Raw genomic sequence first — 23,241 nt, forward strand, 5'->3', positions numbered from 1 at the left:
AGATTCGTTTGAGTCTCGGGTTTTTTTATGGGTCTCTGGAAGTGGTATCCACTAGGCTCTGACCTACGGTCATGGCCAAAGCACTCGCTGCGCTCGCGGGCCACACTGTCGCCAGGCTTCTAAGCCAATGGCCAAAGCACACACTGCGTGTGCGGGCCACACTGAATGCCCCAGCCGAGTTCGGTTGGGGCATTTTACTTTGTGGAATCTAAATAGTTGGGCAACTGGCTATGCCCAACGGTCATGGCCAAAGCACTCGCTAACGCTCGCGGGCCACGCTGTCGCCAGGCTTCTAAACTAAAACGCCCAGATCGGAAACGGTACCCAATGCACTCCCTTCGGTCGTGGGGCAGGCTCTCTGGGCGTTTTACTGTGTGCCAAAATGCCTTGGGCGTATTCGTCCGGTGAACACACCTTCCACTGCCGAGCCAGAGCCAGAGCCAACATGATGGTGTCCACCTATCTTTAAGTGGACACCTAAAATGGATACTCAAGGATTACTCCCGCCTCGGTTAAGTGACAACGTTTGGTCCTGATCTTATATACTGCCTTCCAAAAAATACGATCAAGGTAGCAGCTATGCACACCGCAATGGCGAAACACATCCTCGTAAAAAATTTCGAACAGGCAAACAAGCTGTTGGAGCGTCTGCGCAAGGGGGAGTCATTTGAAGCTCTGGCCAAAAAATACTCTACCTGTCCGTCGGGGAAGCGGGGTGGCGACCTGGGGGAGGTCAGGCCGGGACAAATGGTGCCGGTGATTGATAAATTGATTTTTAAAGGGGCGCTGCGTAAAACCCACGGGCCGATCAAATCGAAGTTTGGTTATCATCTGGTGCAGGTGTATTTTCGCAGTGGTGAATGAGGCCGAGCGACGCTGATGCCGCCCGGCGAAATCGCGCTACTTGATCCAGACCTGTTTGGCGTTAACAAACTCCTTGATGCCGTGGGGGCCGAGCTCCCGGCCGTAGCCTGAGCGTTTGATACCGCCGCTGGGGAGCCGAGGGTCGGTTTTGACTATGCCATTGATAGCGACCTGGCCGCTTTCAATGCGCATTGCCAATTCTTCCGCCAGTTGAGCATTGCTGGTCCATACCCCGGCGCCGAGGCCGTACTCGGTTTCGTTGGCCAGTTGCAGGGCTTCTTCAACATCTACCGCCGCGGTGACACTCATTACCGGGCCGAAGGTTTCCTCGTGAAAGGTGCACATGGATTCCTTAACATCACTGAGTAGGGTTACCGGGTAGAAGTAGCCGTCGCCTTCGGGAAGCTCCCCTCCGAGCAGGCATTGAGCCCCTGCGGCGATGGTTTCTGAAACCTGACGGTGCAGGTTTGTGCGCAAATCCTGGCGGGCGATAGGGCCGATGTCTGTGCTTTGCTCCAGTGGGTCACCGAGCTTCAGTTTAGCCAGGCGCTGTTGGAGTTTTTCCACAAAGCTACCGTATACACTTTCTTCGACGATAATGCGTTTGGCGGCGATGCAGCTCTGACCGGCATTAATGGTTCGCGACAGGGTGGCCACGTCAGCGGCGGTGTCGAGGTCAGCATCTGCCAACACGATGAACGGGTCGGAACCGCCGAGCTCCAGCACCGCTGGTTTAAGTTCCGAGGCGGCCATGGCCGCTACTTTACGGCCCGCAACGTCAGAGCCGGTGAAGGACACACCACGAATACGCGGATCTCGGATGGCCTGCTCAACATCGGCAGTCTCTATGGGGAGATTGACCATAATGTTTTCCGGTGCGCCAACCTCGGTAAAAATATCGGCGATAGCCTTTGCGGTTGCGGGCACATTGGGGTCGTGTTTCATCACACAGGTATTGCCTGCCATCAGCGCCGGCGCGAGATAACGAAAGGCGAGCCACGCCGGGGCATTCCACGGCAGTATGCCAAGCAGTGTGCCCAGTGGTTGGTAGCAAACATAACTCAGCGAGGCATCGGAGGGCAGTTCCTCTCTCGCCAAAAAACGCTCGGCGTTGTCCGCGTAAAACTCGCAGCATGTGGCGGCCTTTTCTACTTCGGGGCCGCCTTCCTTGATGGGTTTGCCCATCTCCAGAGCCATCAGCTCGGCGAGTTTTTGTTTGTTTTGACGAAGCCCCGCTGCAATAAGGTGCAACACTTTGCTGCGCTCGCCGATGGCGGTGCTCTGCCAGCCGTCGAAAGCGCGGTAAGCGTCGCCGATACGCTCATGCAGTTGTTCGTTGTTCAGCGGGGGGTATTCGCCGATGATGTTTCCGTTCAGGGGATTGCGTGCTATTAACATAAGTACCTCACGCTTGAGTTGGGTCTGAGCTCGATTGGGCTTTGGCGGCTTCTTTCTTGCCTTTGACTTCGTCCAGTTTAATGGGGGCGTTTCGCTCCTTGGGTAGTTTGGTGGTCATGTCCTGATCCATGGTGAAGAACGATGCGCAGCCGTTGTCGGTGATATAGACGGTGTCTGAAATACCTACGGTTTTGTCGCCATCGACACCCCACATCCAGGGAATGATGTGGAAAGTCATTCCCTCTTTCAGCACCGTAGACTCACCCTGCTTCAAGCTCACGATATAGCCTTCGTCCCAGCTGGGCGGGAAGGCAATGCCAATAGAGTAGCCAGAGCGAGTGATAAGGCGGGCGCCGACATTGTTGTCGGAAATAATGTTGCGAATCATATTGTCGGCATCCGACACGGTCATTCCCGGCTGGAAATACTCATGCACCATCTTCAGCGCGTATTTCATTCTTTCCTGGGCATGCAGCATGGAATCTGATTGAGGGCCGGTGAGAACGGTGCGCATCATCGCGGTGTGGTAGCGGCGGTAACATCCGCCAACCTCCAGAAAGACATGGTCCCCTGGCTGGATGGTACGCCCCTCCCAGGTAGCGTGACCAATCATTGTCCGTGGGCCAGAGGTCACATAGGGCATGACTGCAGGGGCTTCACCCCCCGCGCGAAACATTGCGGCACTGATCGCTGCGCCGATTTCGTTTTCGTCCACACCCGCCTCACAGGCGTCGATGCCCGCCTGCATCCCTGCTTCGGTGGCCACCGCGGCCCGGTGCATTAATTCAATTTCCGCTGGGGATTTACAGATACGTCCCTCTTCGACGATACCGAAACAGTCGAGGAGTTTGGCTCCGGTGAGTGTGGTGTGGATGCGATCCTGTTGATAAGCAGGGAAAAAATAGCTATTGCGTTCATAGCCGATACGCTTGTCTGCCAGACCGAATTCCCGCAGGGCATCCACCAGCATTTGGATGGCGTCGCCGGTGTCCGGGTAGGGCCGGGTGCGCTCAATCCAGGTGCGGGCGTGGATATTGGACTCCTCCATCGCTCGAGTAATCATGAAGGGCTCGTCGTCCAGGGGCACCACCAGCGCCTGGAAGAAGGAGTATCCCGTGGTCTGGTAATCGGTGAGATACATAATGTTCTCGGGGTCAGAGATCACCACCGCGTCCAGCCGTCGCTCGGCGATGCGGCTGCGCAGCGCACTGAGGCGCTGCTGGTATTCCTCAATGGGAAATGTCATATCGTCGCGTTGCTTCATGCCGCCTCCATCACCGCTTTAGTGGTTTGAATAAGTGTGGCCATGCCCTGTTTGAGATCTTCATCAGGTATGGTCAGCGGGGGGATCAGTTTGACTACGCGGCCGCCACTACCACAGGCGGAAACCAGCAAGCCTGCATGGAAGCATTGTTCAACAATGGCTTTTGCTGCCTCGCCAGTGCCGACATCAAGGCCGATAATCATGCCTTTGCCGCGCACGCTGACGCTATCGAACATGTCGGCCAGCGGTTTGAGAGCACCCTGCATGTACTTTGCCTTGCTATGGACCTCTTCCATAAAGGCACCGTCTTCAAAATAGCTCAGTGCCTCCTTGCCAGCGACAAAGGACAATCCTTGGCCGCGGAAGGTGCCGGTGTGCTCGCCGGGTGACCAGTGTTGGTCAATCTCCGGTTTAATCAGGTTCATGGCCATCGGCGTACCCATGCCGCCGATGCCTTTGGCAAGACAAACGACGTCAGGATCGAGACCCATATCGTCGAAGCTGAAATAGCTGCCGGTGCGGCCGCAGCCCACCTGAATCTCATCGAAGATCAACAGTGCGCCGACATCACGGGCGAGAGCTTGCAGGGCGTGGAGCCAGGCTTTGTCGGCGACATTAACACCGCCTTCAGCCTGGATGACTTCCACGATAAAGCCTGCCGGCGGTTTGACCCCACTTGAACCGTCGGCGTAAAGGGCGCGCAGGCGATCGATGTTCTCCACGCCGCCGCCCATGCCGTCGGCATCGGTGGAAGAGTCGCAGCCAAAGGGCTGGTGGGACACAAATTCCAGTGGCACACCGGCGGCCCCGCGAAAATACTGGTTTGCCGTGCATGCCAATGAACCCAGGGTCATGCCGTGAAAGCCTCGGGCAAAGGCTACGATTTCGCTGCGGCCAGTGGCGCGCCGGGCGATTTTAAGTGCGGCCTCAACCGCGTTGGTGCCAGTGGGCCCCATAAATTGCATTTTGTGGGGCATATTGCGCGGTTCGAGAATTAACCGAGTGAACTTTTCCATAAAGTCCCGTTTGGCGGTGGTGTGCATATCCAGGCTGTGAGTCACGCCATCACTTTGCAGGTAGTCGATCATCGCCTGTTTCATGCGCTCGTTGTTATGGCCAAAATTCAGTACGCCGGCACCGGCGAAAAAGTCGATGTACTCCTTGCCGTTTTCATCTGTCTGTCGCGCATTGGAGGCCTTGTCGAAAACCGCAGGATAGGTGCGGCAGTAGCCGCGGATCTCTGATTCTCGTTGCTCAAAAATACTCATGCTTACTCCTTGCTTCGGGCTTGATGTACTCGAACGACCTGCAAAAATCCAGGTCGCAGCTGCCTGGTGTCAGGCAGTGGTGCTGGGTGCGTCGATACCCACCAAAGTGGCGTATAACGCGGTGACCAGAGGTATAAGTCGATCGTTGAAGTCGTAAAAAGGACTGTGGCAAGGACGGTGGTGATCGTTGCCATCATCGGCGCCGATCAACGCGAAGGCGCCGGGGATTTCCCGCAGGTAATAGCTGAAATCCTCAGAGGCCATAATCGGGGTAGTCTGGTCGCTGCGCAGACCGCCCTCGCCGTGTAAGTGCTGCCAGCTGCGGCGAACCTGCTGTGCCGGTGCCGGGTGATTGATGGTCGCGTGGTAGCGAGGCTGAATGTCGACGGTGCACGCCACGCCATAGCTGGCTGCCGTGTGGGTCGCAATGTCGGTGATGAGTTGATTGATTTCCCGGCGGCTGTCGTCGTCGGAGACACGGATACTGCCGCCCATACGGGCTGACTGTGGGATCACTGTTGGTGCGCTGGGCGCTTCAATAGAGGTCACGCTCACCACGGCGGGGCGTTGCGGGGCGAGCCGACGGCTGAGGATCTGTTGCAGGGCAATATTGATCGCGCTGGCAGCAAGTACCGGGTCGCGACACAGCTCTGGTTGGCTGGCGTGACCGCCGACGCCGGTGAGTTCAATGGTAAAGCAACCGTTGCCGCACATCGCCAGTCCATCCGGGCACAACAGTTGGCCAAAGGGCAGGGCGGGCCAGTTGTGCCAGCCGAAAATCTCGTCGACCTTGTCCAGAGCGCCATCGGCAATCATTTCACGAGCACCGTGACCGCCTTCTTCTGCGGGCTGAAAAATCAGTGTGACCGGGCCGGCTAATTGCGCTTCATGCTGTTTTAGCCAGGCTGCGGTGGCTAGCAGGCTGGCGGTATGGCCGTCGTGGCCACAGGCGTGCATACAACCCTCGTGACGAGAGGCCCAGTCGCGGCCGGACTGTTCGTGTATTGGTAGTGCGTCGATATCACCGCGCAGGGCAATGTGTTTGCCCTTGGCGCCGGCTGCCAGGTAGGCGACGGTGCCTGTGCCAGCGCAGGGCCGCCACGGAATAGTCAGTTGGTCAAGTTCACGACGAATACGTTCGGCGGTGCGGTCTTCCTTCCAGCCGAGCTCGGGGTATTGGTGGAGCTCATGGCGCAGGCGCTGGGCCTCGACCATGATGTTTTGCCATTGATCCGGCATGATCCTCCTGGAGGTGTTTTGGTCTATGTAGCGCTGAGGACTGGTTCGGTGCTCCGCGCAGCCTTTTCATACTAGACCCAGTTTTCCTGCTCTGCCACCGCAGTGTTTATAAAACGTTGTATTGCCGTTCGACCCGTTTATGAGTGTTGTGTTCCTGCTGGTCTTAATGGTGGCTATAGCGATATGCCAGCAATATGCGTGCCCACTTGTAATTGATAATGAATCTTAATTGCGTTTGGCGGCGGGCTTTTGTATTCTCTTCATCCGGTTGGGTGCGGCGCATAGCGGGGAAATGATGAAAGGTGAAAGCTCGATTGGTGGCTGCCGATGGTTGCGAGTCCTGCTGGCGGGGCCGTTGGTTGTGCTCTGCGCTTTGCTGACAATGGTTGGGGCATCGGTGTGGATGCCAGCGGGCGCGGCGCAATTGAATAATGTGGCGATTCCGCTGTTGTTGCTTCCACTGATATGGGGCGCGCTGTTCTTTTATGCCTGCCTGACTTCCCGGCTCGGTCGCGCCTGCGGCGTGATAATGGTGTTGACGCTGCTTAATGGAGGGCTGGTGATATGGCCGCTCAATGTAGGGCAGGGCTAATTCCCCGGCAGGATGTTCAGCAACAGCAATTCGGCAGAAGGATGGCCCAATGACGATGAAAAAGTACCATGATTAAACTGCCCACGCAGAAAATGAGCACGCTGTTGGCGATCCACGGCTGGTCGGCGGTCGCCTTGGGGTTATTTCTCTACGTGGTGATTGTGACCGGCACTCTGGTGGTCTTTGACCGGGAGTTGGGGCAGTGGGCGAGCCCGACCAGTACAGCGCTCAATAGTCCTTTACCAGCAGGTACGGGGAAAGTGATTACTGACTTCGCAGGGGGGCTGAACCCTGACTATCTGGATGAAGTTTTCGTGTTTCCTGCGGCGGGGGATCACCTGCGCATGTTCTTTCACAACCACACCGATAGCGGGGAAGAGGTGGGTGTGCTGGCGTTGCTCGACCCGGCACAGGGCACGGTGATTGCCCAGTACGAGGGTGAGACCGCCGAAGTGTTTCGGCAACTGGAGCGGGGCATGCTGGTCGAGTTTTTGGTGCGTTTGCACGTGCGCCTGTTGATGCCGGGAAGCTGGGGATTGATTATCACCGGTACATTGGGTTTTGCCCTGCTGGTGGCGAGCATCAGCGGTCTGTTTATTCATCGCCACCTTATTCGCGAGCTATTTACCCTGCGCCACCGCAAAGGCGCATTGCTGACAGCCAGAGATGCCCACGCACTGGCGGGTAGCTGGAACCTGATTTTTGCCCTGATACTGTCGTTTACCGGCGCATTTTTCAGCGTCGGTTCGGCGCTTGGCTTGCCCGCTATCGCCTATGTGGCCTTTGGCGGCGATGTGGAGACATTATCGGAGCAGCTATTGTCCCCGCCTATCGCAGAAAATGCTCGGCACCAGCCGCTGGCAGACCTCGAACACATGCTGGCTGATGCCGGCCTGCGCAGCGGTGTCGCTCCAGTGGGTTTTGCCATCAATCATTGGGGGCGTGCCGACGCCGCGTTGGAGGTGCTCGTGGCGCCGCGTGATGGCGAACTGTGGGGCGATAAATTGCTCTATGCCGCGGGAAGCGGCGAGTTTTTGGGCGTTCAGCCACCCCTGGGTAAGGCACCCTCACTCGGCGGCGATCTGGTGGCACTGATGTCGCCGCTGCATTTCGGTGATTTCGCCGGTCTGTGGTCGAAGATACTGTGGTTTGCTCTGGGCGCGAGCAGCGCCTATGTTTGTGCCAGTGGCTTGAAGCTGTGGTTGAAACGCCGCGAAGATGCGCCGCGCTGGCGATTATTGGCGCGGTTAAATATTGCCGTGACCCAGGGCGTCGTACTGGCGATGATTGCCGACGCCCTGGTTTATTTTTTGGCCATGGGGCGTGGTCTACCCATGTATGAGCTGCTGTTGGGTACATTCATACTGGTGTTGTTGGCGAGCACCGTGGCTGCGCTATGTTTCGCCGGGAGTCGCGTTGCACAAGTTTTGCAGTGCCTGTCAGCTGCCGGGCTGGTGGCCCTGCCGTTGGTGCGAATGGCGACCGGCGGCCCCGACTGGTTTGAGGCATTGGCCGGCGGTCACACCGTGGTGGTTTGTGTTGACGCCATTTTTGCTTTGGCAGGCTGTGCCTGGCTATGGCAGCAGCGGTGTAGTCACCTGCGCGCCACGGTGCCGATGATGGTGGGAGTCAAGTGATGAACAGTTTGTGGCTCGGTGTGTTCGCCGCACTATGTAGTCTGTTGTCACTGTTGGTTTTGGCCTATTCTGACCCCAAGCGTCGGCGCAGTCGTGGAATGCGGCAGTGGAGTTCCTCCCAGGTGCGGGCGTGGCGGCAGGGCGCACTGTGGGCTCTGGTGCTGGTGCCCATGATGCTTCTATTGTTTTTTGGGAAATTCGTTGCCCTGCTGCTGTGGCTGTCATCGGTCACGGTGGGAGGCTGGCTTATTGCCCAGGGTTTTAACTGGCGAGCGCCCGTCGAATAGGTCGATAACAGGCATTATTCACCGGGATTTTGCTTCGCGGCCTTAAAAAAGCCCTTTACCTCACACCAGAGGCCCTATAGACTAGCTCGCAGCTAGAACGTAGCTCCTAATATTTATGCACACCATTTCGATGTTCTACCTTTAGTTCTCGTCCTGATTTCATAAGTAATAGAAACACTTCCAGCTCCAAACGCTCCATATGGGGCAACAGTTATTTTTGAATTCTCAGGATAGAAATATGTCTACAGTTACTGGCACAGTTAAATGGTTCAACGAAACTAAAGGTTTTGGTTTCATCGAGCAAGAAAATGGCCCCGACGTGTTCGCACACTTCAGCGCCATCTCTGGTTCAGGCTTCAAAACTCTGGTTGAAGGCCAGCGCGTTGAATTCTCTGTAAGCCAAGGCCAAAAAGGTCCTCAGGCTGACAACATCGTTGTACTGTAATTTGCTGGCTCGCCAGTCGAGCCACTGATTACCCGGCCCCCGGGCCGGATAACGAGAAAGGGCAGAACCGAAAGGTTCTGCCTTTTTTGTTTGTGCGCCCCTTGCACCCTGTGCCACTGGCGCTAAGCTCAAACCGTGACACTATCGGGGAAAACCCTTGAACGAATCAGATTTCAACAGCCTGTCGCTAAAGGACGGCCTGCGCGATAACCTCGCCTCGCTGGGCTATGCGCAGATGACACCGGTGCAGGCCCAAAGCCTGCCGAGAATTCTCAGCGGTGTAGACCTCATCTGCCAGGCGAAAACCGGCTCGGGGAAAACCGTCGCCTTTGGTCTTGGCTTGCTGGAAAAGCTCGACGTCAAACGATTTGCCGTCCAGTCGCTGGTGCTGTGCCCCACCCGCGAACTCGCCGACCAGGTTGCCCGGGAACTACGCAAACTGGCGCGGGGAGTACACAATGTCAAAGTGCTGACCCTGTGTGGCGGCATGCCCTTTGGCCCCCAGATCGGCTCTCTTGAGCACGGCGCTCATATTATTGTCGGCACCCCTGGCCGAGTTGAAGAGCATTTGCGCAAGGGCTATCTAAAGCTCGACGCGTTGTCGCTGCTGGTACTGGACGAAGCGGATCGCATGCTGGAAATGGGCTTTCAAGCGACCCTTGATGCCATTGTCGATAAAATGCCGAAGCAGCGGCAAACACTGCTGTTCAGTGCTACCTACCCGGATGAAATTCGCGCGATTGCCAAGCGGGTGATGGTAGAGCCAGAGGTATTACAGCTGCGCGAACAACACAGCAGTGCGTCGATTCAACAACACTTTTACAAACTGCGGGATAACAGCGAGCGTATTGAGGCGGTCGCGCGGCTGTTGCTGGAACACCGGCCAGATTCCGCCGTGGTGTTCTGTAATACCCGCCGCGACACCGAGGAGGTGGCTTCGGCCCTGCGGGACTATAATTTGCAGGTGATCGCCCTGCACGGCGAGCTGGATCAGCGTGCCCGGGATCAGGCGTTGGTGTGCTTTGCCAACAAAAGTATCTCGGTGCTGGTGGCCACCGATGTCGCGGCACGTGGACTGGATATCGAAGATCTGGATATGGTCATTAACTACCATATTGCCCGGGATGCCGAGGTACACACCCACCGCATTGGCCGCACGGGGCGCGCCGGTAGCAGCGGTATGGCGTGCAGCCTCTATACTGATCGCGAAGCCCGTAAAATCGAGCGTCTGCAGGAATACGGAAATATCGATATTCAAAGTGGCGAGTTGCCTCATAGTGCGGTATTGACTTCTCCCGCCTACAAGTCGCCCATGTCCTGCTTGCAGCTCGATTCAGGCAAAAAGCAGAAAATCCGTCCTGGCGATATCCTCGGTGCGCTCACGCGGGAAGAGGGTGTTTCCGGTGATGAGGTGGGCAAAATCCACATCTTCGATAACTGCGCCTATGTCGCGGTAAAGCGCAAGGTGTCGGCAGAGGCCCTGCGTACCCTGTCCCAGGGCAAGCTAAAAGGGCGCAGTGTGCGGGTGCGGAAAATCCGCTGAGCGAGTGAAAAATCAGCGGCCTGCCGGGTGGCCGGTGGTGGTCACGACCACGTTGATGTAGTGTCGATGCCAGGGCCTTTAACCCTTAATAGCGAGCAGGGCTGGTGTAGCCCCGATTAAATGTGAGGACACACAATCCATGTCGAAATCAGATGTTTACGAACCACCCACAGTTTGGCAATGGGATAGCCAGAACGGCGGTCGCTTCAGCAATATCAATCGGCCGATATCCGGTGCCACTCACGAGAAGGAGCTGCCAGTAGGCGAGCACCCCTTGCAATTGCACTCACTGGCAACCCCCAACGGGGTGAAAGTGACGGTCATGCTGGAGGAGTTGCTTGAGCTGGGTATCAGTGACGCTGAGTATGACGCTTATCCGGTTAATATCAGCGAAGGTGAGCAGTTTGGCAGCGGTTTTGTTGAGATAAACCCCAACTCAAAAATTCCCGCCTTGCTGGACCGCAGTGCCAATCCGCCTATTCGTGTGTTCGAATCCGGGGCGATTCTGCTCTATCTCGCGGAAAAATTTGATGCCTTTTACCCCAAGACCCCCGCTGACCGTGCGGCGTGCCAAAGCTGGCTGATGTGGCATATGGGGAGCGCACCCTTCCTCGGAGGTGGGTTTGGGCATTTTTATGCCTATGCGCCGGAAAAATACCGCTATCCCATCGATCGCTACACTATGGAGGTCAAGCGTCAGCTGGATGTGCTCGATAAGCACCTCGCCGACAATACCTACCTCTGTGGCGATGAATACACCATTGCAGATATCGGAACCTACCCCTGGTATGGCGCGCTGGTTCAGGGTTACCTCTACGATGCGGCGGAATTTCTCGACGTCGCATCCTACACCCATGTACGGCGCTGGGCAGACCAGATAGCTGAGCGACCGGCGGTGCGGCGCGGTCGCCGGGTCAATCGGGTGTGGGGCGACGAAGACAAGCAGTTGGCCGAACGCCACAGTGCGGCGGATTTCGAGAAGTGACAAGCAATGCCGCGCGGCTCAGAGCGCGGCTTCGACTCAACTGGCGAAACAGTTGGTGATGTTTCCGGGTGGCGCTGGCTCCCCTTTACCGAGGGCAATATGAAAACCCCGAAAGCTTTGCTGCCGTTGATTGAAGACGGCATTGTTGATGAAGTGGTGAGTCAGTTGATGAGTGGCAAGGAGGCTACCGTCTACGTGGTGCGCTGCGGCGACGATCTGCGCTGCGCGAAGGTATACAAGGAAGCGGCAAAACGCAGTTTCAAAAAAGCTGTGCAATACCGCGAGGGGCGCAAGGAGCGGAGCACACGCCGCGCACGGGCGATGGAAAAGGGCTCCAGCTACGGCCGCAAGCAGGCGGAGGAAGTCTGGCAAAATGCTGAAGTCGATGCCCTCTACCGGCTCGCTCGCGCAGGGGTCAGAGTGCCCCAGCCGTATGGCTGTTTCGACGGTGTGCTGCTGATGGAGCTGGTGTCGGACGAGGAGGGCAATGTCGCGCCGCGCTTGAACGATGTGGCGATGTCGGCGGAGCAGGCGCGGGAGGATCACTACGATGTGATGCACCATATTATGCGTATGCTCTGCGCGGGCCTGGTTCACGGGGATCTGTCGGAGTTTAACGTTCTGGTGGATGACTATGGGCCGGTCATCATTGACCTGCCCCAGGCGGTCGATGCCGCAGCAAATAACAATGCCTTCGCCATGCTTAAACGCGATGTTGAGAATATGAATAACTACTACGGGCAATTTGCGCCGGAGTTAATTCATACCCGCTATGCCGATGAAATGTGGGAGCTCTTCGAGAGTGGCGACCTGCACTCGGAGAGCAGCTTGACCGGTGAATTTGTCGACCCTGAAGAGGCTGCCAATGTCGATGCGGTGCTTGAGGAAATCAAGGCGGTCATGGCAGAGGAGGAAGACCGGCAGCGTCGTATTCGCGAAGCTGAAGATGAGCAGTGAGAGCAATTGCGCAACGGGAGTGTGCATAATTACGTTTCAGGGTAATCGCGGAACTGCGTTGCCAGGCCCCAGTCGGAGTAGTTGTCGTTAATGACATTATCAGGGGGAAACTATGAAAAAATTAAACCTGTTTTTACTGCCGTTCGCGGCCCTGTCTTTCGCGTTTCTCGTTGGCTGCAGCGATGATGGCAGTTCAGCGCCAACGCCGCAGCAAAAGCCGCAATCCACCTCGATGAGTATCGATACTGAGGACGGTGCGTTTAGCTATGAGGAGAGCAGTGGCGATGGGAGTACGTCGGTTAATATTGATACCGATGACAACGACAAGAAGTAATCTGCTGTAGCCAGAGCTAACAAGCGCGGTTGGCGACTGCGCAGAACAAAAGCCCCGGTCTAAACACCGGGGCTTTTTTGCGTCATTCAGGCGGTGAACTGTGGCAAACGCTGGTCGATAATCGACCGCGCTTCACTGACGATGCGCTCCAGCAGTTCCGCACAGCTGGGAACATCGTGAATCAGTCCCTGAATCTGTCCTGCCCAAACCAGCCCGGCATCGACATCGCCGGTTTCAAGTGCCGTGCGGCCATCGGCGCCTTTGACCAGATGAGCAACATCCGCAAAGGTGGCCTCCGGGTTGCGCAGAATCTCGACAACCTTGTCCGACACGCTGTTTTTGGCCACACGGCCGGTGTTGCGCAATGAACGGAAGATCAGGTTGGTAGCACGTTCATCCTGATCGACCAGCAATTGCTTGATGCGGTCGTGAATCGGGGCTTCCTGAGTGGCGCAGAAGCGGGTACCCATATTGATTCCCTCTGCACCCAGTGCCAGGGCTGCAACGAGTCCGCGGCCATCGCCGAAGCCACCTGAGGCGAGCATGGGAATCGTCACCTTGTCGGCTGCGGCGGGGATCAATACCAGGCCGGGAATATCGTCTTCACCGGGGTGACCGGCACACTCAAAGCCGTCGATGGAGATCGCATCGACACCCATGCGCTCGGCAGAAAGCGCGTGGCGCACCGCGGTACACTTGTGTACCACGATGATGCCGTTGGCCTTGAAGTCGGCGACGTGCTCCTGGGGATTGTGACCCGCGGTTTCCACAATTTTAACGCCGCTTTCAATAATCGCTCGGCGGTATTCTGCATACGGAGGAGGGTTTACCGACGGCAGAATGGTCAGGTTCACCCCAAAGGGCTTGTCGGTCATGCTGCGGCAGCGCGCAATTTCTTCCCGCAGTGCGTCGGGGGTGGGCTGAGTCAGTGCGGTGAGTATGCCGAGGCCGCCGGCGTTGGACACGGCAGCGGCTAGCTCCGCGCGGCCTACCCACATCATGCCACCCTGGACAATGGGGTAGTCGATGCCAAGCAGTTCGGTAATACGGGTTTTCAATTTCATTAGTGAGGAATCCTGTACAGCGTTTAGTTTACAAGCTCAATAGCCATTGCGGTGGCTTCGCCGCCGCCAAGGCAAATACCCGCGACACCGCGACGCAGGCCGCGGTTTTGCAGCGCGCCGAGCAGGGTAGCGATAATGCGCGCGCCGGAGGCCCCAATGGGATGGCCGAGGGCGCAGGCACCACCGTTAACATTGATTTTGTCGTGGGGAATGTTCAGTTCGCGCATGGCAATCATCGCCACAACAGCGAAGGCCTCGTTGACCTCGAACAGATCGACATCAGCCACGCTCCAGCCGGCGGTCTTCATGACTTTTTCCATGGCGGGTACGGGGGCGCTGGGAAAATCGCCGGGTTCGTGGGCGTGGCAGTCACTGGCGACGACCTTGGCGACAACTGTCATGCCGAGCTTTTCAGCCACGCTGGCACGGGTGATAACCACTGCGGCGGCACCATCGGAGATGGACGACGAGTTCGCCGGTGTCACCGTGCCGTCTTTGACAAAGGCGGGCTTCAGGCTGGGGATCTTTTCCGGCTTGGCTTTGCCGGGTTGCTCGTCAATGCTGACAGTTACCGTACCTTTGCGGGTGCTGACCTCCACCGGCACGATTTCGCTGTCGAAGGCGCCGCTGGCAATGGCATTGTTGGCCCGCTTGAGACTCTCGATGGCATAGGCGTCCTGTTCTTCGCGGGTAAAGCCGAATTTGCGTACGCTGTTTTCCGCAAAAATACCCATTGCGGTGCCCTGCTCATAGGCGTCCTCAAGGCCGTCGAGGAACATGGAATCCTTGATGGTGTCGTGACCTGCGCGGGCGCCACTGCGGTGTTTCGGCAGGAGGTAGGGGGCGTTGGTCATTGACTCCATGCCGCCGGCTACGACGACGTCTGCCGCGCCTGCCGCGAGGCTTTCGCAGCCCATGATAATGGCCTGCATGCCTGATCCGCACATTTTATTGACGGTCGTGGCCTGGGTAGAACGAGCCAGGCCGGCCGCCAGTGCGGCCTGACGTGCCGGGGCCTGCCCCAATCCGGCGGCCAGCACGCAGCCCATATAGATGCGATCGACCTGGTCGCTGGACAGTCCGGCACGCTCTACGGCGGCTTTCACCGCAGCGGCGCCGAGGTCAGTGGATTTTACCGACGCGAAGTCTCCCAATAAGCCGCCCATGGGGGTACGGGCATAGGACGCGATAACGATCGGGTCTGCAGACATGATTATCCCTCTGTCATATTTATGGTTGTGCGGTGCGCCACTACTGGCCAACCGCTGGAAGCACCTGCGCGGTATTGCAGGTCCGCTATGGTTGGTGTAAAAAACGAACAAGTAGTCAGTAATTGTACACGAGAGACGCCGTTGTGTTGACTGCTACCGGTGTTCCCTTGTCCTGTTCGCCCTTAATCGGGCATAACGGCAAGGATGGAAACGGGAGAGTGGTTGCTGTGAAGTTCCAGTTCAAAGTGCCCGGCGTAGCGTGCTTCGAACTGTAGCTGGTGTTGCTGGCCCGCCACGAGTGCTTGCTTGATGTCGTAGCCGTGCAAGTGGAGTTCGTCGCCAAAATTGCTGCGTACACGGATAATGACATCGTCGCCTTTGTTCACGATCATTTGGCTTGGGCCGCTGGCCAGTTTGCCGCCCACAATATCCAATTCAAATATGGCGACTTTCGTGGCGCTGTACGACGCTGCGTATCCACTGTCTGCGGACACGGCAGGTGTATTGTCGGGCGCGATGGTGCCGGGCGTTGAATGCCTGGGGTTGAGTGCGACCCACAAGCCCAGCAAGATCAGTATTGATGCGACGAAAAAGACAAGCAGTCGTTGGTTCATTGGGGTGTACCCTTTATTGTGCTCGGCGGCAATGTTTCGATATCCGCCGAGATGTTCGTGGCAAAAACTGTGCGATCGTGAAAGGCCATTTCTGAGTGGGCGCCAATAGTAAAAATTACAGCAATTTCGGCGATAACGGAATAACGACGGCGAAAAATGACCGGCATCGGCTGGCTGGCGCTGTCTTGCAGTCAACTGAGAGTCTGCGCGGCACTGAAATTAACCAATGGAGAATAAAATAATGCGAGATAACTCGGTAATGCTTCCCTGGCCTGAAGATGACTTTAGCGCATATGGGCCGGTCGATGAGCGGCCTATGGCCAATATCCAGCACTACGTCGGCCGGGTGATGCAGCGCAATTGGTCAACGATTCCTCACGTTACCCACAACGACGATGCCGACGTTACCGAGTTTGAGCGGCGTCGCAGGGCATGGAATAGTGATTACCCGGCAAACAAGCGCACCTTGCTGCCCGTATTGATGAAAGCGACAGTGGCGGCGTTGCAGGAGTACCCGCAGTTCAATTGTTCGCTAATTGCCGATGGCTCTCGGGTTATACAGAAAAAATACTTTCATATCGGATTTGCCGTGGATGTGCCCGCGGGGCTATTGGTGCCTGTTATTCGCGACTGCGACAGGAAAAGTATCGATGAAATAGCGGCAGAAATCGCCACGCTTTCAGAAAAAGCCCGCACCAAAGGCTTGGCGATGGCGGAAATGTCCGGCGGGTGTTTCAGCCTTTCGTCGCTGGGGCATATTGGCGGCACGTCATTCACGCCGATTATTAACGCCCCGGAAGTGGCCATTTTGGGTATCACCCGCACCCGTGCTCAGTTTTTACCGGGTGACAATGGGCAGCCCGAACTGCGCCATTTGTTGCCGCTTTCTTTAAGCTACGATCATCGGCTTATCAACGGCGCCGATGCCGCGCGTTTTGTTCGCTATGTGGCCGATTGGCTGGCGAGCTATAGTTTTAGCTAAGTTGTCCTTCTATGAGTACTACGCATGGATCTCTTTCCCCACTTGCTGAGTCTTGATGAGAATTTGCTGCCTAAAGACGGAGTGGTGAATTACCTTGGGCCAGTGATTGAGCGAGCCGCGGCAGACCACTTTTTTCAGCGTTTGCGGACGGGGATAGATTGGCAGCCCGACGAGGCAGTGATAATGGGGCGGCATATTGCCACTCGACGACATGTCGCCTGGTATGGCGATCGCCCTTACGCGTATACCTATTCCAGGGTGACCAAAACGGCGCTGGGGTGGACGGAGGACCTGTTGGCGTTGAAGGCAGTGGTAGAGGAATGCTCAGGGGAGCACTTCAATTCCTGTCTGCTAAACCTGTACCACGATGGCTCTGAGGGTATGGCCTGGCACAGCGACGGCGAGAGGGATTTAAAGCGCCACGGTACGATCGCGTCGGTGAGTCTGGGTGCTGAGCGCCGTTTTGCCTTCAAGCACAAACGCGGTCCTGAACGGCTGTCTTTAAACCTTGCCCACGGCAGCCTGTTATTGATGAAAGGGGAGACCCAATCCCACTGGCTGCATCGCTTGCCTCCCACAAAGACGGTAAGCGAGCCGCGTATCAACCTGACTTTCAGGACGATTGACCGGGCGTAGGGCGGAACTGACTTGTGTCGTCTCAGGTCGCGCTAGGATAAAAACTCAGCGGCCTCGCTATCACTCTGGTGAGCGATGCGAACACAGTTGCGTCCTTCTCGCTTTGCACGATACAGGGCCTGATCGGCGCGCATGAGCGCTCGGTCTACGCCGTTGTCGCCGTGTTGAAATTCGGTGACGCCGCAGGATACGGTCAGCTTGATATTCAGGCCGGTTGCAGGGGTCAGCTGTAATTCAGACGCACTTTGTCGAAAACGTTCGGCAATCGCTGCAGACTGCTCTGCGCTACTGTCGGGCAACAGGCAGGCAAATTCCTCACCACCAATACGGGCAAGACAGTCCTTGCTGCGCATGAATTTACGCGCAAAAGCTGAAAATTCGGTCAGTACCGCGTCACCTGCAGCGTGGCCATAGTGGTCGTTGATAGACTTGAAATGATCGATGTCGATCACCATCAGGCTGAGTGGCTGGGCCTTTTCCCTGGCATCGGCGTGGGCGGCAATCGCCACTTCATAGAAATGCCTGCGATTGGCTAACTCGGTAAGGGGGTCACTTCGCGAAAGGTGCAGTAATGTGGCATTTGCGGCTTGCAAGGCGCGGGTTTTCGACAGCAGCTCAAGGTGCAGGTGCACACGGGCCCTGACCACTTTGGGGTCGTAGGGTTTTGGCACAAAATCAACCGCTCCGCCCTCCAGCGCACGAATCTCTGCGTCCAGGCTGTTGTCGCCGGTAATAAATATAATCGGAATGTCGGCCAGGTTCTCATGCCGCTTGATTTCCTTCAGCACTTGATAGCCGTCAAGACCCGGCATCATCGCGTCGAGTAAGACCAGATCAGGCTGTACTTCGCCCAGCATCGCCATTGCCTGTTCTCCGCTATTGGCATGATGGGTTGTATAGAGATCAGCCAGCAATGTTGCCATCAACACCGCGCTGAGCTGGTCGTCTTCTACGATAAGAATGCTTTGTCGGTCTGTGGCACTGGTCATGCTGCTTTCTCGTCTACTCGTGGGGCTGATGTGTACGGATGTATTGCGGGCTCTGGTTCATTTGTCCCTGACGCAGTCGGGAAAAGTCGCGGCTAGCAGAGCATCCAGTTTTTCTTCATCCAGGGGTTTGTTTTCATAGTGTTGCACACAGTTAAATTCCCGTGCCTTGTCCCGGTCGTCGGGGTTGAGCGAGGTCGTCAACATGGCGATAACGGCCCCACCCTTGCAAGCGCTTGGGAGCTGATTGTAAGCCTCGAGAAACTCCCAACCATCCATGCGCGGCATATTAATATCCAGAAAAATCATCTCCGGGCGGGGGTAAGCGCCGTCGACCTGAGTGGTCAGATAATCGATAGCCTCCTGACCGTCATAGGCTTCGTCGATACGCTCGGCAAAGCCGTAGTCGTCAATTACCATTCGATGAAGAAAATTGGTCGCAGCGTCGTCGTCGACCAATAGTACTGTGCTAAGTTTTTTCATCTTCAGGTTCCTTAAGTATGAAGCCGATCTGGGTGCCGCCACTGCTGCTTTCTTCAGCCCAGATATGACCATTGTGGAGTTCGACGACTTTTTTGCAATGGGCCAGGCCTATACCTGTGCCTGGGTACTCCTGCTTGGTATGCAGTCGTTTGAAAACACCGAATATTTTCTCCCGATGTTCCTTGGCGATGCCGATGCCATTGTCGCGGACCGAAAACTTCCAACCGCCGGCCACAGGGGTTGCTGAGACATGAATCTCCGGGGGCGTGTCGGGTCGGGAGAATTTTAACGCATTGGACAGTAAATTCTGGAACAGCAGACGCAGTTCTGTTTCGTAACCGCGCAGGTTGGGCAAGTTTTCAATGGTCAGCTTCGCACTCTTGCTGCTAATAGCGGAGGCCAGGTCTTGTTGAACGTGCATGACCAACTGGTTGAGATCCAGGGGGCGGGTGAACTCTTCTCGCCAATTCTGCCGTAGTCCAGCAAGTCTTTGACCAAAACCTGCATACGCGCGCTGGCGTCTTCGACAAAGCCGAGCATCGTGCGGCCCTTGTTGTCGAGCTGGTCTTCGTATTGTTTGCTAATAACGCCAATAAAACTCCGTATAGTGCGCAGGGGCTCCTGTAAGTCGTGGGAGGCGATGTAAGTAAACTGACGCAGCTCCTGGTTGGCTTTGTTAAGTTGCTCGACCTTGCGTTCAAGGGTGCGCTGGGCTTGTTTCTTGGCGCTAATCTCTGCTTCAAGTTGATGTTGCTTTTCAGCGAGTCGGGCGTAGGCAGCGTCGAATGACTCAGCAAGATGATGCAGTTCATTGGGTGCGTTGGCGGCCAAGCGGTATTTGAAATCTGTCTGGTCGCCGCGGCGTATGCGCTGGGAAAGCCCCGTTAGTGGTGTGGCTATACGCCGTGCGATGGCAACACACAGCAGAACCGTCACCAGTAATACCGCCGAGAGGGTTAGTGTTGTGCGTTTGGCTACCGTGTCCCGAACACTGACAATATCCTCGTGTTCGCTGCTGACGGCAACATATACCGTGTTGTTGATGTTGCCGTCGCCGTACTCGAAGGGGGTCAGCGCGAGGTGGTTGTCTGCCTGCTCCTGGACATACAGCTCCCCGGCGACCAGCTCTCGGGGCTGCAGGGCGAAATCGCTGAACAGGTTATGGCTGCCGACGGGGTCGTCGGTTATGGCGAACGGTTTACTGGAATGGTAGAGGTAGTCGCCCCCGGCGTTGGCGACCATCACCGAGCGGTTACTGCCCACCAGATTGGGGATGCGGGCCAGAATCGAGTCCAGGTTAAGGTTCAGGATCAACACGCCCTGTGGCGACTCGGCTCCGCGTGAATAGACTGTGGTGCCTGCACGAAGCACTAGTTCCAGAGGCTTGATGATCTGTCCGTTTTCCTGATTCAAATCCACCTTTGACAGGTATACCTGTCCCTCTGGCAAGCCCATGCTGGCTATGAAATAGGGGCGATCGCTTTTGTCCTGCAGGTCCTGCTCCAGTACCACCTGTAGTGAGTTGTCCTGGCCGTAGCGATCTACCCGAACGATTTCCACCCCATCTGACTGGATATAGCGCATTTGCGACAGGGCTGGATTGGCGCGCATCATACCGGAGAACAATTGCGCGAGACGGGCTTTCCACTCTTCCAGTTCGTGGTGGTAGCGAGTATCGGTTTGGGAGCGGATGACCCCTTCTAGAGCTGGAAAGTTGTGGGCTTGGCGTGCGTCGATCTGTAATTGCTCAAAGACTGAACTCAGGTATTCAGTTGCTTTCTCCGTGTCGGTCACCAGAAGGCTGTCGTCTTTGATACGCAGTTCGCGATCGAGGGCGAGATAGGTGGTGCCGAGGGTAAGCATATTGCTGAGCAGGATCAGTACCAGAATCGGCAACAGCAGCTGCGGAAAAATATTGCGTGACCTCGGGCCAGATTTGGTTTGTGGGTTGGTCACGGGGTTTCCTAAGCCAATGTTGCGCTAAAAAGGTGGGCAAGGCGTGATGTTGAGCCAAGAGCCGGACATAACATTGTTTAATTCCCGCCGTTTATGGATGTTTTAGGGATCGAAAAAGTAAAGGTGCTGCCTTCGCCAAGCCTGGACTCAACGGTCAGATTACCGCCCATTCGCGCTACGGCTTTCTTGCAGTAGCTCAGCCCCAACCCGAAGGTGGTTAACTGTCGATCTGCATAGCATTTTTTTAGTAGTTCGAAGATCTTTCCTTGGTTTTCCTCGGCGATACCGATGCCGTTGTCCGCCACGCTAATATACCACGCCTCCTGTGCATCGCTAATGCTGATAGAAATGGTGGGAGCGCGCCCGTCCTCGCAAAAAATAATACTGTTGTCGATCAGTTTGAGTAGCACGTTTGCTAGCAGACCAATATGGGCTGTCAGCTCCCCATCCTGCTCCAACACAATCTGTGCCTTGCTGTCGGTAATTTTTGCTGCAAGTTGGCTCCGGGCAAGCCGGATCTGATCCGAGAGCATTGTTGGCTCGGGCGGCGACAGAGGCGCATCCAGAGCCGCTATCTCATGGAGCTGCTCAACAATACCAACCAGCCGTTGCATGGACGTGGATAACTCCGCGAGAAGGGTGCTGGTGCCGGCGTCGATGACATCCTTGAGTTTGTTGTGAATGATTTTCAGGGCCAGTGCGGCGTTGCCAACCGGTGCCTTGATGTCGTGGGAAACCGCGTAGCTGTATTTTAATAGCTCCTTGGTCTTCTCTTCCAATTGCTGTGATCGGTTGATTTCCGTGGTGATATCGGTGCAACTAATAATAATGTGATCGGCATTGCCATTGTCGCCGCGTATGAGATTGCCGCAGCATCGAAACCACGTGGTGGTGCCGCTGGGGTGGCGGTGGCACAGGTTGTGTGCCGAACTGGTTCCTGCCTGACCTGTTAACCAATCGTCCAGTGCCGTCGTCCAGCCATCCAGCTTGCACAGTACCTCTTCAATTGGCGTCTGGAGGTCAGAGCTGGCGTAACCGAGAGTCTCCAAAAATCGCGGCGAGCACCAAGTCTCACTCGAGTGGTGAGTACTGTAAATTATCAGGCCATCGAGGGCCTCCGCCAGAATGAAGTCGAGTGCTCCCTGGCGCTTCAAAATCTCCTGGGGCGCTGGCTTCAATGGACTTGTTATGATGCTCCTCTTAGTGCTGGTGGGTTGAAACTCAATCGTCGAAGTTCTGCCGGGACAGAAATTTGCAGCCCCTGTGGTGATTGGAATACGAGGGACACGCTAAGGCCGTAACTGTGTATTAGTCACTGTAACGCTAGCGCGTAAGGAGGTACAGGTTGTGGCTGTAGGTGTTTTTACTTATTTGATCCCAGTGCTATGTTCCCAAGGAGCATTGCTGTGCGCGGGACTGGGCTGGTGGCGGCTGGACGGCCAGTTCAACATGCTGAATATTGCCGTATTCCTGTCGTTTGGCTTGGTAGCAGCCGTTGTCGGCAAGGCGCAGATAATCGTCAACGCCATACTGTCCGTTGACAATATCCACAATACCGATACTCGCGCCGAGTCGAAAGTGACTGCCTTGCCACTCAAAGGGTTCGCGCTCGAGCGCACGGCAAATATTGGTTGCAATCTGGTCTGCATTAACTCGCTCGCACCCTCGAAGCAGTATGCAGAATTCATCGCCGCCCATGCGGGCAACCGCGTCGTCGCGGCGTACCTGCCGTCGTAGTATTCCGGCGACAAATCGCAAGGCGGCGTCCCCTGCCTGATGGCCGCCAGCGTCGTTAATTTGCTTGAATTTGTTTAAGTCGATAAACATTAAAACGGGCTGAATTCCTGACTCTGGTTTTTGTTCGAGCACGCGTGTAAGCAAGTTGTACATTGCCCTTCGGTTCATCAGGCCGGTCAGGGCGTCGTGGTTGGCCTGATGGGACAATTGTGAAAAGGCTTCTCGCAGTGAATAGCGGAAGGCCACAGCTACAGCAAACAGGGCAGCGATAAGCAAGGCAGTAAACTCGGTGACCAAACTGACCAGCCGTTGTTCCAGCGCCGAATCTATACGACGACTGCTCATCGTCAGGGCCAGAGTGCCAACGCGCTCAATGCCGTCGTTATCGGCAAAATTGATGGGCCAGGACTGGGTGTAGGTTTCGTGTTTGGCGTCTATATGGTTGATATTCTCGAAGGCCGTTTCGCCATTGGGAGTCAGAATGACTAACGACGATACGTCGAGATCGGTGAGCAAGGCGACAGTATATAAATCCCGCACATCGTCCCGGCCTTTGGCGATGGGTTCGGCGTAGAGCAAGGAGTAGGTCGCCCCGAGAGTATTGAGTTTCGACTGGATTTCCCGCAGGTCACTGTTGTAGCGCGCCTGTTCGCCGGTAAAAAGTGTTGCGAAAAAAGAGAGCAGACAAATCGCCAATACGATAGAGAAAAACCGCAGAGAGGCGCGTCGTTGAACTTTGCAGCCAAGCCCTGTCACTGT

At 56.2% G+C, this 23,241-nt stretch carries 24 protein-coding genes; 11 read left to right on the top strand and 13 right to left on the bottom strand.

Annotated elements, in window-relative coordinates:
- The first annotated feature begins 579 nt into the window (after positions 1–579).
- Entirely contained in the window at positions 580–864 is a 285-nt protein-coding gene (locus tag HCU74_RS00005) for a peptidylprolyl isomerase (RefSeq protein WP_168448351.1), read from the top strand.
- A 36-nt stretch (positions 865–900) separates the two neighbouring features.
- Here the strand turns inward: HCU74_RS00005 and HCU74_RS00010 are convergent, their stop codons facing one another.
- The 4 genes from HCU74_RS00010 to doeB2 all read right to left on the bottom strand — a co-directional run bounded on the left by HCU74_RS00010 (position 901) and on the right by doeB2 (position 6,033).
- The gene (locus tag HCU74_RS00010; RefSeq protein ID WP_168448352.1) at positions 901–2,262 is read right to left on the bottom strand and encodes an NAD-dependent succinate-semialdehyde dehydrogenase; all 1,362 of its coding nucleotides are present in this window, start codon (positions 2,260–2,262) and stop codon (positions 901–903) included.
- 7 nt (positions 2,263–2,269) lie between these two features.
- Positions 2,270–3,526: an ectoine hydrolase gene (gene doeA / locus HCU74_RS00015; protein WP_168448353.1), complete on the bottom strand. Its 1,257-nt coding sequence runs from the start codon at positions 3,524–3,526 to the stop codon at positions 2,270–2,272.
- The gene (locus HCU74_RS00020; RefSeq protein WP_168448354.1) at positions 3,523–4,794 is read right to left on the bottom strand and encodes an aspartate aminotransferase family protein; all 1,272 of its coding nucleotides are present in this window, start codon (positions 4,792–4,794) and stop codon (positions 3,523–3,525) included. Before HCU74_RS00020 ends, doeA begins: the two co-directional genes overlap by 4 nt.
- A 69-nt stretch (positions 4,795–4,863) precedes the next feature.
- On the bottom strand, positions 4,864–6,033 hold the full coding sequence (doeB2, locus tag HCU74_RS00025) for a N(2)-acetyl-L-2,4-diaminobutanoate deacetylase DoeB2 (RefSeq protein ID WP_168448355.1): 1,170 nt from the start codon (positions 6,031–6,033) through the stop codon (positions 4,864–4,866).
- Between the two features lie 292 nt (positions 6,034–6,325).
- Here doeB2 and HCU74_RS00030 point away from each other — a divergent pair, with 292 nt between their 5' ends.
- The 8 genes from HCU74_RS00030 to HCU74_RS00065 all read left to right on the top strand — a co-directional run bounded on the left by HCU74_RS00030 (position 6,326) and on the right by HCU74_RS00065 (position 12,813).
- Positions 6,326–6,625 (top strand): hypothetical protein, encoded by a 300-nt coding sequence (locus HCU74_RS00030; protein WP_210425050.1) that lies wholly within the window; start codon positions 6,326–6,328, stop codon positions 6,623–6,625.
- Between the two features lie 68 nt (positions 6,626–6,693).
- Complete coding sequence (locus HCU74_RS00035; protein ID WP_168448356.1) at positions 6,694–8,262, top strand: PepSY-associated TM helix domain-containing protein; 1,569 nt, start codon at positions 6,694–6,696, stop codon at positions 8,260–8,262.
- Positions 8,262–8,549 carry a hypothetical protein gene (locus HCU74_RS00040; protein WP_168448357.1) on the top strand — a complete coding sequence of 96 codons (288 nt, stop codon included), beginning with the start codon at positions 8,262–8,264 and terminating at the stop codon, positions 8,547–8,549. The genes HCU74_RS00035 and HCU74_RS00040 overlap by 1 nt, the downstream gene beginning before the upstream one ends.
- A gap of 238 nt (positions 8,550–8,787) precedes the next feature.
- The gene (locus tag HCU74_RS00045; RefSeq protein ID WP_168448358.1) at positions 8,788–8,994 is read left to right on the top strand and encodes a cold-shock protein; all 207 of its coding nucleotides are present in this window, start codon (positions 8,788–8,790) and stop codon (positions 8,992–8,994) included.
- A 157-nt stretch (positions 8,995–9,151) separates the two neighbouring features.
- A complete protein-coding gene (gene dbpA / locus HCU74_RS00050; protein WP_168448359.1) occupies positions 9,152–10,537 on the top strand; it encodes an ATP-dependent RNA helicase DbpA in 1,386 nt (461 codons plus the stop codon).
- Positions 10,538–10,676: 139 nt separating this feature from the next.
- Positions 10,677–11,522: a glutathione-dependent disulfide-bond oxidoreductase gene (gene yghU / locus HCU74_RS00055; RefSeq protein WP_168448360.1), complete on the top strand. Its 846-nt coding sequence runs from the start codon at positions 10,677–10,679 to the stop codon at positions 11,520–11,522.
- Between the two features lie 99 nt (positions 11,523–11,621).
- Positions 11,622–12,479, top strand: a complete 858-nt coding sequence (locus HCU74_RS00060; protein WP_168449119.1) for a PA4780 family RIO1-like protein kinase — start codon at positions 11,622–11,624, stop codon at positions 12,477–12,479.
- Between the two features lie 112 nt (positions 12,480–12,591).
- A complete protein-coding gene (locus HCU74_RS00065; RefSeq protein ID WP_168448361.1) occupies positions 12,592–12,813 on the top strand; it encodes a hypothetical protein in 222 nt (73 codons plus the stop codon).
- Positions 12,814–12,899: 86 nt separating this feature from the next.
- On the opposite strand, the gene HCU74_RS00070 is transcribed toward HCU74_RS00065, so the two are convergent.
- The 3 genes from HCU74_RS00070 to HCU74_RS00080 all read right to left on the bottom strand — a co-directional run bounded on the left by HCU74_RS00070 (position 12,900) and on the right by HCU74_RS00080 (position 15,702).
- A complete protein-coding gene (locus tag HCU74_RS00070; protein ID WP_168448362.1) occupies positions 12,900–13,877 on the bottom strand; it encodes a nitronate monooxygenase in 978 nt (325 codons plus the stop codon).
- A gap of 23 nt (positions 13,878–13,900) precedes the next feature.
- The gene (locus HCU74_RS00075; protein ID WP_168448363.1) at positions 13,901–15,088 is read right to left on the bottom strand and encodes an acetyl-CoA C-acyltransferase; all 1,188 of its coding nucleotides are present in this window, start codon (positions 15,086–15,088) and stop codon (positions 13,901–13,903) included.
- A 182-nt stretch (positions 15,089–15,270) separates the two neighbouring features.
- Positions 15,271–15,702, bottom strand: coding sequence for a hypothetical protein (locus HCU74_RS00080; protein ID WP_168448364.1), 432 nt, complete (start codon positions 15,700–15,702; stop codon positions 15,271–15,273).
- A gap of 241 nt (positions 15,703–15,943) precedes the next feature.
- On the opposite strand from HCU74_RS00080, the gene HCU74_RS00085 reads away from it, so the two are divergent.
- Positions 15,944–16,684, top strand: a complete 741-nt coding sequence (locus HCU74_RS00085; protein ID WP_168448365.1) for a 2-oxo acid dehydrogenase subunit E2 — start codon at positions 15,944–15,946, stop codon at positions 16,682–16,684.
- 24 nt (positions 16,685–16,708) lie between these two features.
- Positions 16,709–17,320: an alpha-ketoglutarate-dependent dioxygenase AlkB family protein gene (locus HCU74_RS00090; RefSeq protein WP_168448366.1), complete on the top strand. Its 612-nt coding sequence runs from the start codon at positions 16,709–16,711 to the stop codon at positions 17,318–17,320.
- Between the two features lie 32 nt (positions 17,321–17,352).
- On the opposite strand, the gene HCU74_RS00095 is transcribed toward HCU74_RS00090, so the two are convergent.
- From HCU74_RS00095 to HCU74_RS20225, 6 genes are all read right to left on the bottom strand, one after another.
- Positions 17,353–18,309 (bottom strand): diguanylate cyclase, encoded by a 957-nt coding sequence (locus HCU74_RS00095; protein WP_168448367.1) that lies wholly within the window; start codon positions 18,307–18,309, stop codon positions 17,353–17,355.
- Positions 18,310–18,366: 57 nt separating this feature from the next.
- Positions 18,367–18,789: a response regulator gene (locus tag HCU74_RS00100; RefSeq protein WP_168448368.1), complete on the bottom strand. Its 423-nt coding sequence runs from the start codon at positions 18,787–18,789 to the stop codon at positions 18,367–18,369.
- Positions 18,776–19,210 carry a sensor histidine kinase gene (locus tag HCU74_RS00105; protein ID WP_246864401.1) on the bottom strand — a complete coding sequence of 145 codons (435 nt, stop codon included), beginning with the start codon at positions 19,208–19,210 and terminating at the stop codon, positions 18,776–18,778. The genes HCU74_RS00100 and HCU74_RS00105 overlap by 14 nt, the downstream gene beginning before the upstream one ends.
- Positions 19,156–20,745 (bottom strand): histidine kinase dimerization/phospho-acceptor domain-containing protein, encoded by a 1,590-nt coding sequence (locus HCU74_RS20220; RefSeq protein WP_168448370.1) that lies wholly within the window; start codon positions 20,743–20,745, stop codon positions 19,156–19,158. The genes HCU74_RS00105 and HCU74_RS20220 overlap by 55 nt, the downstream gene beginning before the upstream one ends.
- A 77-nt stretch (positions 20,746–20,822) precedes the next feature.
- A complete protein-coding gene (locus HCU74_RS00115; protein ID WP_168448371.1) occupies positions 20,823–21,899 on the bottom strand; it encodes a PAS domain-containing sensor histidine kinase in 1,077 nt (358 codons plus the stop codon).
- 229 nt (positions 21,900–22,128) lie between these two features.
- On the bottom strand, positions 22,129–23,238 hold the full coding sequence (locus HCU74_RS20225; RefSeq protein WP_168448372.1) for a diguanylate cyclase domain-containing protein: 1,110 nt from the start codon (positions 23,236–23,238) through the stop codon (positions 22,129–22,131).
- Positions 23,239–23,241: the final 3 nt, after the last annotated feature.

The sequence above is a fragment of the Spongiibacter thalassae genome (genome assembly GCF_012272835.1).
GTDB lineage: Bacteria > Pseudomonadota > Gammaproteobacteria > Pseudomonadales > Spongiibacteraceae > Spongiibacter > Spongiibacter thalassae.

Coding starts and splice junctions, on each gene's coding strand:
- yghU (WP_168448360.1), top strand. CDS start 10,677: ATGTCGAAATCAGATGTTTACGAACCACCCACAGTTTGGCAATGGGAT.
- HCU74_RS00070 (WP_168448362.1), bottom strand. CDS start 13,877: ATGAAATTGAAAACCCGTATTACCGAACTGCTTGGCATCGACTACCCC.
- HCU74_RS00065 (WP_168448361.1), top strand. CDS start 12,592: ATGAAAAAATTAAACCTGTTTTTACTGCCGTTCGCGGCCCTGTCTTTC.
- HCU74_RS00020 (WP_168448354.1), bottom strand. CDS start 4,794: ATGAGTATTTTTGAGCAACGAGAATCAGAGATCCGCGGCTACTGCCGC.
- HCU74_RS00060 (WP_168449119.1), top strand. CDS start 11,622: ATGAAAACCCCGAAAGCTTTGCTGCCGTTGATTGAAGACGGCATTGTT.
- HCU74_RS00075 (WP_168448363.1), bottom strand. CDS start 15,088: ATGTCTGCAGACCCGATCGTTATCGCGTCCTATGCCCGTACCCCCATG.
- HCU74_RS00090 (WP_168448366.1), top strand. CDS start 16,709: ATGGATCTCTTTCCCCACTTGCTGAGTCTTGATGAGAATTTGCTGCCT.
- doeA (WP_168448353.1), bottom strand. CDS start 3,526: ATGAAGCAACGCGACGATATGACATTTCCCATTGAGGAATACCAGCAG.
- HCU74_RS00045 (WP_168448358.1), top strand. CDS start 8,788: ATGTCTACAGTTACTGGCACAGTTAAATGGTTCAACGAAACTAAAGGT.
- HCU74_RS00105 (WP_246864401.1), bottom strand. CDS start 19,210: ATGCACGTTCAACAAGACCTGGCCTCCGCTATTAGCAGCAAGAGTGCG.
- HCU74_RS00085 (WP_168448365.1), top strand. CDS start 15,944: ATGCGAGATAACTCGGTAATGCTTCCCTGGCCTGAAGATGACTTTAGC.
- HCU74_RS00040 (WP_168448357.1), top strand. CDS start 8,262: ATGAACAGTTTGTGGCTCGGTGTGTTCGCCGCACTATGTAGTCTGTTG.
- HCU74_RS00080 (WP_168448364.1), bottom strand. CDS start 15,702: ATGAACCAACGACTGCTTGTCTTTTTCGTCGCATCAATACTGATCTTG.
- HCU74_RS00035 (WP_168448356.1), top strand. CDS start 6,694: ATGATTAAACTGCCCACGCAGAAAATGAGCACGCTGTTGGCGATCCAC.
- HCU74_RS00095 (WP_168448367.1), bottom strand. CDS start 18,309: ATGACCAGTGCCACAGACCGACAAAGCATTCTTATCGTAGAAGACGAC.
- doeB2 (WP_168448355.1), bottom strand. CDS start 6,033: ATGCCGGATCAATGGCAAAACATCATGGTCGAGGCCCAGCGCCTGCGC.
- HCU74_RS00005 (WP_168448351.1), top strand. CDS start 580: ATGCACACCGCAATGGCGAAACACATCCTCGTAAAAAATTTCGAACAG.
- HCU74_RS00030 (WP_210425050.1), top strand. CDS start 6,326: ATGATGAAAGGTGAAAGCTCGATTGGTGGCTGCCGATGGTTGCGAGTC.
- HCU74_RS00010 (WP_168448352.1), bottom strand. CDS start 2,262: ATGTTAATAGCACGCAATCCCCTGAACGGAAACATCATCGGCGAATAC.
- HCU74_RS00100 (WP_168448368.1), bottom strand. CDS start 18,789: ATGAAAAAACTTAGCACAGTACTATTGGTCGACGACGACGCTGCGACC.